Below are 7,449 nucleotides of genomic sequence, written 5' to 3' on the forward strand. Positions count from 1 at the left end.
ATTCGACCCGTAAACATACAGGCTCGATGAGGCAACTGGGGCAAATGAAGCGCTCAAAATCTCAAAGTGCGGACTTTGTTGACGGGGACTTAGAAACCCCGTCCGTCTACACGGCGGGGTAGTTCATGATGGGATTTCGTCAGTGTACGCCACGTTTGCGCGATCGAGATGGGAATATGCAAGGACGATCTTTAATCAAAGATTTTTCTTCTGGCTATATCCAGCGGGTGATGCACTTATTCCCGAAGCAGGGTGACTGCGAACCCTGGTTCTACCCGCAGAACTACCAGCGTGACAAGAAAATGATTCGTCATGGGGCACTTGAAGATGGTGCGTTGATATTTAGCAACAAGGAAACATAACTTTAACGCCCCTACAGAATTTATTTTTGTAATGGGGATGCGTGAGCAACTCTCCAAAAATATTGCGCCTTAAAAGGCGGGGTTGCACGACCCATATTATCAGGAATTACGCACCAAGCGCCATATATTGTAGGGGCGAATGGCATTCGCCCCCTACTGATAGCGCACTGTCTAAGAATTTGCGTAAGTCCTGATCTTATCTGGATAATTAGTTATTGTATGATGAGAGGAGTCAGGAGTCAGGAGTCAGAAAGGATGAGAGTTGGAGTGATCTGGGGATATTCCGGCATTTTATGTCTGCATTGAATGGAAGTAGAAAGTGCGATAACTGTATAACCGGATTTTATATTAGACCCATATTATTTTGATAAATCATATCATGTCCGGTAGCATCGGTCTTGTATAGCAAAGGTAAGGAAGAAGAAAGAGGGAAGAGGGAAGAAGGCTACCCTCGCAAGAAAAAAACCATCATTTCCTGTAGATATTCACCCTTGGGTTTACACAAACGATATAAACGGACATGATATCAGGACTTACGCAAAGGCACTATGTATAGAGTCCAATGACTATTGGACAATAGTTTTGAGGGCTATATATAGCGTATCTGCGTAAGTCCTAAAATGATTATTATTATCAAACGCGAAAAATCAATATTTTAGACAGGGTCTTACAGCGGTTTTCATTTGGGTAAACCACAGTAGGAGCGATTTCCTACGGAATGCTCCTAATTACGCGAATCGCCCCTACAAGATTTTGCTTGTGAAGATGTGGTTCATCAAGAGTGAAAAGCGTTGTAATAGTTGAAACCATTATCCCACAATGGTTTTGAAGCTATTTTCATATCAAGTCCGTTGAATTCGGTATAAAAAAATGTTCCATCTTCAACCATTACCAAATATTTCTCAAGCTCCCCATCTCCCCTACTCCCCCAGGGTGAATTTATTGTCACGCCTAGAAAAAAAGAGGAGGGGGTGGGGAGTGTGGGAGGTGTGGGGAGTGTGGGAGGTGTGGGGAGTGTGGGAGGTGTGGGGAGTGTGGGGAGTGTAGAAAGCACAGGAACTCAACAAAAAATAGGGTTGCAAATATTCTCGCTACGACAAAGAATTAGCCCTGCCCTACTCCCCTACTTCCCTACTCCCCTACTCCCCATCTAATTACGGATTCTATATCACCCCGTGAAGCACAGATGCTAAAAAGCGTTCGGTATAATACAAAGCAAGCTGATTGCTAATCCCAGGAAAAACTGCGTCAAAGGAGTGTTCTGCCCAGGGGATTTCTAAAAAAATAGCCTGGTTGCCAGTTGCTCGCAGTTGATTGTATAAAACTCGTCCAAACTTAGGTTATACGATGTGGTCGCGACCTGCATAAACCAGTAAAGAAGGGGGAAGAGCAGGTCTAACATAACTTTTGGGAGAAGCTTCTTGATACAGTTCTAAGAGTTCGTCTGGTGTTCCTCCCAAAAAATCCCGCAGGACAGTATTTGTATTGATAGGATTGGGAAAAGGTGGATTGCGGAACCCTTCTATTAAGTCACTAGGTGCGTAGTAACTTACCACTGCTCGAAAAGGCATAGCACCTTGCTCGTAAGCAGCCAGAGTTGCTAAATGACCTCCTGCTGAACGGCCCATTATCGCTATGCGCTCAATATCTACTTCCAAATTATCCCCATGGGCTTGAATATACTGCAAGGCTGCTCGTACATCTTCGAGTTGAGCGGGAAATTTATACTTGGGTGCATGGCGGTAATCAATAGCTATTACTGAGTAGCCTTGAGCTGCTATGTAACAACTAAACCTCTCATAATTATCAGGACTGCCTTGTCTCCAAGCTCCACCGTAGACAATTACCACAGTAGGAAAGTTCTGCAACTTTTGTGTAACTAAAGGCTGGTAAACATTTAGTTTGAGGTCTACTCCATCGGGACTGGCAAAGACAATACCTCTTTGAGTCTGAACTTCCTTTTTAGGAAGCCCACGAAAAACATCTGCAAGGACAAATGGTTGGGGACGCATTTGGGCTTTTAAGTCTTCAGGAACACTTTGTAAATAGTCTGTTCCCAAAACCGTCTCCATCTCAACAGCAAAGTTAGTGTTGGTAGTAGCTAGCTGGCTCAGTGGAAGTAAACTTAATATTAGGCCAAGTAAGCTACAGATGAAGATGAGAGCAGACCACCAAGTTTTGTGAACAAAAACTGTTAGTATCAGCGCAAGCAGATTCAGGCAAATCAGCCAAGGGCTAATTTCTGGAGTTGCCACTGCCAAAGGTAAAAGAAAAGAATTCGGAGCAGGAACTACAATCCAGAGACTGAAAAAAAGTCCTAATATACTCAATAGCAACGGAACTAACCACCAGAACTGTAAAATCTCTGATAAGTTTGGTTGAAGCATCGTTTTTCGCTAAACTGTATTTGGTAAACTATAGTAAGTAATTATGACAGACCTGAAAGGTAAAGTAGCATTGGTTACAGGAGCAACGCGGGGTATAGGTAAGGGCATTGCAATAGGTTTAGGTGAGGCCGGTGCTACTATCTATATTACAGGTCGTAGTCTCGAAAAACCTTGTGTTAATGATGGCGTTTCCGGTACTCTCCAGGAAACACAGTTAGCTATTGAAAAAGCTGGTGGTAAGTGTATTCCCGTTCAAGTAGATCATGCGGATGACGAGCAAGTACGGTTACTCTTTGAGCGCATTGAAAATGAACAACAGGGGCAACTCCATATATTAGTGAACAATGTCTTCTCAGGAGTAAAGGCCATTAGAGATGCCTACGGTCGGCCATTCTGGAAATCTGAACCTAGTCTTTGGGATCTGGTTAATAATGTCGGTCTTCGCAGTCACTATATTAGCAGTGTATTTGCTGCCCGAATGATGGCTCCTCGTGGGGGGGGAATTATCTTTACTATCTCTTCCTGGGGTAGTATGTCTTATCTATTTGGTGCTGCTTATGGTGCGGGTAAGGCAGCAAGCGATCGCCTGGCAGCAGATATGGCAGTAGAGTTAAAAGCAGATAATATTGCTTCTATATCTATTTGGCCGGGGATTGTCGGTACAGAGCATATAATTAATTTTACCAATCAATTGAGTCAAAGTAATACTGTAGATATTTTTGGCGATCGTGAAAATTGGGAAACTCCTTTGTTTACAGGTAGAGTTATTGCGAATCTGGCTGCTGAACCAAGTATTATGAGTCATACGGGTAAGGTGCGGATTGTTGCTGAACTTGCTGAAAAATATAATATTGTAGATGAGAATGGTAATTGTCCTATATCTCTACGTTCCCTTCGTTTTTTAATTCCTTTTACTGTTCCTGCACTGAGAAAATATGCGTGGTTAATACCAAATTTCAAAATCCCTTGGTTTTTATTGCTATGGGGAAGGTTGATATCACCTCAAATTTAATTATTAGACATCTCCTACAAAAGAGGGAGTAGGCAGTAGGCAGTAGGGAGAAATAATTGATAATTTCTGTGTGATAATTGATTTGATTTTTTATTTTTACCGAATACTTAAGGTTTAAAGTTTCTAACTCGCCGCGGAGAAACAAGGGGTCGTTAGGGCAGCTTCCCGAAGGGTGGGATGGCGATCTTCGGAGCGACTCTGTCAAGAGCGGGTCTCCTCGCCATATCCATGAGACCAAGAGAGAAAAAATTTTCCTTTTATTCAATCCTCTTCCTTTTAGGGAGAGGTAATTATCAATTATTGAACAGATGTCTAGTAGGGGCGAATACCCATTTGCCCTTACAGGGTTTTGGCTATGACTATGTGGTTCATCAGTCAGCAAAAGCGCTGTAAGTCCCCCACGCTTATTTGAAAAAGCCCGTAGTGCTTGTTAATGGGGGTTTGTAGACGCGGAGTGGCTTCTCTTGAGTATCCCTCATTATACACGCAACTAGAAGCTGATAGCTAACCGCTGACCGCTGATTGCTATTTCAACTCTTTTTCAAACACCGAATTGCCTCCAACAAACCTCTAGCTTTATTAATACTTTCCTCATACTCTGTTTCCGGCACAGAATCCGCAACCAAACCAGCTCCCGCTTGCACAGTTACCGTGTGTTTACCATCATTTTTCGGCCGAACAACCATAGTTCTAATCGTAATAGCACTATTCAACTGACCCTCAAAATCATAATATCCATAAACCCCAGAATAAGCACCCCGGCGACAAGACTCTAATTCATTAATAATTTCCATCGCCCGAATTTTTGGCGCACCGCTAACAGTACCCGCTGGAAAACAAGCCTTCAATAAATCCCAAACAGTTTTCTCATCTGCCAATTCTCCCACCACATTACTAACAATGTGCATCACATGAGAATAACGTTCAATTATCATTAATTCATCAACTTTTACTGTTCCCACTCGGCAAACACGCCCCAAATCATTCCGACCTAGATCGACCAACATAATATGTTCTGCTCTTTCTTTCGGGTCTTGCAACAACTCCTCAGCTAAAGCATTATCTTCTGCATAAGTTTTGCCACGAGGACGAGTTCCGGCAATTGGTCTCACCGTAGCAAGACGTTTGCCATCAGGGGTATTTTCTGCTTTTACCATAACTTCCGGACTCGAACCAATGATTTGCCAATCACCAAAATTAAAATAAGCCATGTACGGAGAAGGGTTTATTAGTCGCAGGGAACGATAAAGAGCAAATGGCTCCCCTGTATATTCCGTTGAAAGTTGTTGCGAAATAACTACCTGAAAAATATCTCCTGCTTTGATGTAGTCTTTAGCTTTTTCAACGTTGGCACAAAATTGTTCGCGGGGTGTATTACTACTATAGATATCTCCAACTTCTTGACTTTTTCCAGCAGGTGGTTGCCATTCTAGTAAAGTATCTTGTTGTGATAGAGGAGATTGCAATTTATCTACTAACTGAGAAACGCGATCGCACGCTTGTTGATAAGCTGCCTTTAAATCTACCTCTGGAGAGCGGAGGTCTGCATAGGCGATCGCCCAAATCTTCCGTTTTACCTGGTCAAAAACCAAAAGATTATCGACCTGCATCCACAAACCATCAGGCAAATCATTTTCAGTATATGGGTAAACAGGTACACGAGGTTCGATCCACCGAATCAACTCATAACCCCAAAAACCAAATAAGCCACCAATATCAGGTGGTAGTTGAGGTAGTTTGACAGGTTGATATTTTTGCAGACAGTTATCTAGAGTTTCAAAGGGGTCTCCCTCAAAAGTTTTAACTGTGCCATCGCGGTAAGTTTGGGTAGTATGTTCCCCTCTTACTTCCAATGTCCACAATGGGTCACAGCCAAGAAAACTATAGCGTCCGATTTTCTCCCCACCTTCAACTGATTCTAGTAAAAAATTGTATGGTTGACCCGCGCATACACGATACCAAGCAGAAACAGGAGTATCGAGGTCTGCTACCCATTCTTGGTAGACAGGAACAAAGTTACCTTGTTTTGCTAGTTGGGAAAATTTGGAGAAGTCTGGGAATATCATAAATTTTGAGGTTTTAGATTTGAGATTCAGCAGCGACTCTAATAAAATTAAAACCTCAGCTTCAGATGAGATATCTGGAAGCCAAGGTGATGATAGAAATTGACACTCTCGCCGTTAAATCACATGATTATAACGGAAAATTATTATTTTGCTGACGCAACGCTGCGCATTTAATGTCGCCGAGCTAAACACAGACTCTCAGCCTAGATATACAAATCAAACAAGTTGAGTTGCATCTCATATAAACAATCGACCCAAGCTTTTTTGCTCCGTCTTTACGCTGAGGAAGCCATTGACTAGCAAGCGGTGCGCTTTTATCTACTGATTAATCACAACCTATGAGTCGTATGGTTTCTTACCAGTAAACTTGAGAGCAGCAGGTTCTGGGTTACGACCAATGTTACGGTCGATCTTACCTGCATAAGGACGTCCTTCATTAACCTTTTCAGGGAAGACTCCATCTTTCGGATGTAGATACTCAGTAGAACCATCAGGGAAAACCCGATAGATTTTGAAGTCCTCAATTTTGGGCCTAAATTTAGTCCTTAGTTGAGTGCCGAGAGCCAAGCATTGCTCTTTGCGAGCTAAGTATAGTAGGTTTTCACCTTCATTCATAATAGCTGCACCACCTGTAGGCATCTCAAATACCTGCTCTTTTGAGCTAGTCCAGGTAATAGCGTACTTTTCTTCAACTTCGGCCTTGGTCAGTAAGCCACCAGTACTGCCACCGAAAATAGGGGGTTGACCTGTTAGTTCGTCTGCCATAGATTTTTTATATGAACCTTTTTATGGAATCCTATCACCACAGTTACCCAGGTTTAAGAAATTGTAAGGTTCTGTTACAAAAGGATATTTTAGGACTCTGGCCAGACTTGAGGCCATTAATTACTAATTGCCATCGACTAAAGATAGTATCATTCTTTTTTTTCGGTTATGGTTGAAGTTAAAAAAAAGAGGGTAATTGCAATAGTCCTCTTGAATTTTACTATGACTTGATTTTAGTCTAGATAAATAATCGAATAATAAAACTATATTGTTAATTACTGTCAATAGAGTAACCCTAAATTATTTGTGAGAAATTAGTGACTTTCGACTCCTAGTTAACCTGTTCTCTAAAAGTCTACAATATCTTACAGCTCAAATAAGATTGCTACATATAGCATTTTTTGAGTATTGTTACTTTTTGCTTTTTTCAGAATATTTTGACATAACCGAAAGAAAATTGCTATAGATATTTTTTATCGAATAAAAAACGCAATTTTTTTTTTGTTTACTGGAAATACTATAGTAACTAACTTTTGGTTAAAGCCGATCATTACCCTTGATTATATTTATTACCTTTATTAGGCATTTTTAACACTATATATATAAGGAACAGCTATTTTTCACCTTCACTTATTGAATTATATCGGACTATATGGAAGCAATTTTATTTCGCCCTCAAGGCAACTTAGATTTAAAGAGAAGTCATCAACTCAAGCAAATAGTAGACAAACTAATCGACAAAACACGAAATTTATACTGGATAATAGATATGGGATTAGTAAACCAAATTAATAATTTGGGATTAACTACTTTAGTTATTATCCGAAAAATTTCTGAAAAAAGAGGATGTCTATTAT

Annotated in this window: 7 protein-coding genes; 4 read left to right on the forward strand and 3 right to left on the reverse strand. The window is 41.1% G+C overall.

Annotation, left to right across the window (positions count from 1 at the left end; genetic code table 11):
- The first annotated feature begins 176 nt into the window (after positions 1-176).
- Positions 177-362 (forward strand): hypothetical protein, encoded by a 186-nt coding sequence (locus F6K13_RS10530; protein WP_287287337.1) that lies wholly within the window; start codon positions 177-179, stop codon positions 360-362.
- Between the two features lie 971 nt (positions 363-1,333).
- On the forward strand, positions 1,334-1,516 hold the full coding sequence (locus F6K13_RS10535; protein ID WP_192901338.1) for a hypothetical protein: 183 nt from the start codon (positions 1,334-1,336) through the stop codon (positions 1,514-1,516).
- Positions 1,517-1,702: 186 nt separating this feature from the next.
- Here F6K13_RS10535 and F6K13_RS10540 read toward each other — a convergent pair whose 3' ends face one another.
- Entirely contained in the window at positions 1,703-2,749 is a 1,047-nt protein-coding gene (locus F6K13_RS10540) for an alpha/beta hydrolase (RefSeq protein ID WP_287287339.1), read from the reverse strand.
- A 43-nt stretch (positions 2,750-2,792) separates the two neighbouring features.
- On the opposite strand from F6K13_RS10540, the gene F6K13_RS10545 reads away from it, so the two are divergent.
- Positions 2,793-3,761 (forward strand): SDR family NAD(P)-dependent oxidoreductase, encoded by a 969-nt coding sequence (locus F6K13_RS10545; RefSeq protein ID WP_287287341.1) that lies wholly within the window; start codon positions 2,793-2,795, stop codon positions 3,759-3,761.
- 530 nt (positions 3,762-4,291) lie between these two features.
- Here F6K13_RS10545 and trpE read toward each other — a convergent pair.
- Together trpE and F6K13_RS10555 are read right to left on the reverse strand one after the other, a co-directional pair.
- Positions 4,292-5,827, reverse strand: a complete 1,536-nt coding sequence (gene trpE / locus F6K13_RS10550) for an anthranilate synthase component I (protein WP_124143702.1) — start codon at positions 5,825-5,827, stop codon at positions 4,292-4,294.
- A 336-nt stretch (positions 5,828-6,163) separates the two neighbouring features.
- Positions 6,164-6,592 (reverse strand): photosystem I reaction center subunit II PsaD, encoded by a 429-nt coding sequence (locus F6K13_RS10555; RefSeq protein WP_124143703.1) that lies wholly within the window; start codon positions 6,590-6,592, stop codon positions 6,164-6,166.
- Between the two features lie 652 nt (positions 6,593-7,244).
- Between F6K13_RS10555 and F6K13_RS10560 the strand changes: the two genes are divergently transcribed.
- Positions 7,245-7,449 (forward strand): STAS domain-containing protein (locus tag F6K13_RS10560; protein ID WP_287287343.1); only part of this gene is annotated, 205 nt, incomplete at its 3' end.

It is taken from the genome of Okeania sp. SIO2B9, assembly GCF_010672505.1.
Classification (GTDB): Bacteria; Cyanobacteriota; Cyanobacteriia; order Cyanobacteriales; family Microcoleaceae; genus Okeania; species Okeania hirsuta.

Bases quoted from the DNA above. Each gene is read 5' to 3' on its own strand.
- F6K13_RS10530 (WP_287287337.1), top strand. From the start codon at position 177: ATGCAAGGACGATCTTTAATCAAAGATTTTTCTTCTGGCTATATCCAG.
- F6K13_RS10540 (WP_287287339.1), bottom strand. From the start codon at position 2,749: ATGCTTCAACCAAACTTATCAGAGATTTTACAGTTCTGGTGGTTAGTT.
- F6K13_RS10545 (WP_287287341.1), top strand. From the start codon at position 2,793: ATGACAGACCTGAAAGGTAAAGTAGCATTGGTTACAGGAGCAACGCGG.
- trpE (WP_124143702.1), bottom strand. From the start codon at position 5,827: ATGATATTCCCAGACTTCTCCAAATTTTCCCAACTAGCAAAACAAGGT.
- F6K13_RS10555 (WP_124143703.1), bottom strand. From the start codon at position 6,592: ATGGCAGACGAACTAACAGGTCAACCCCCTATTTTCGGTGGCAGTACT.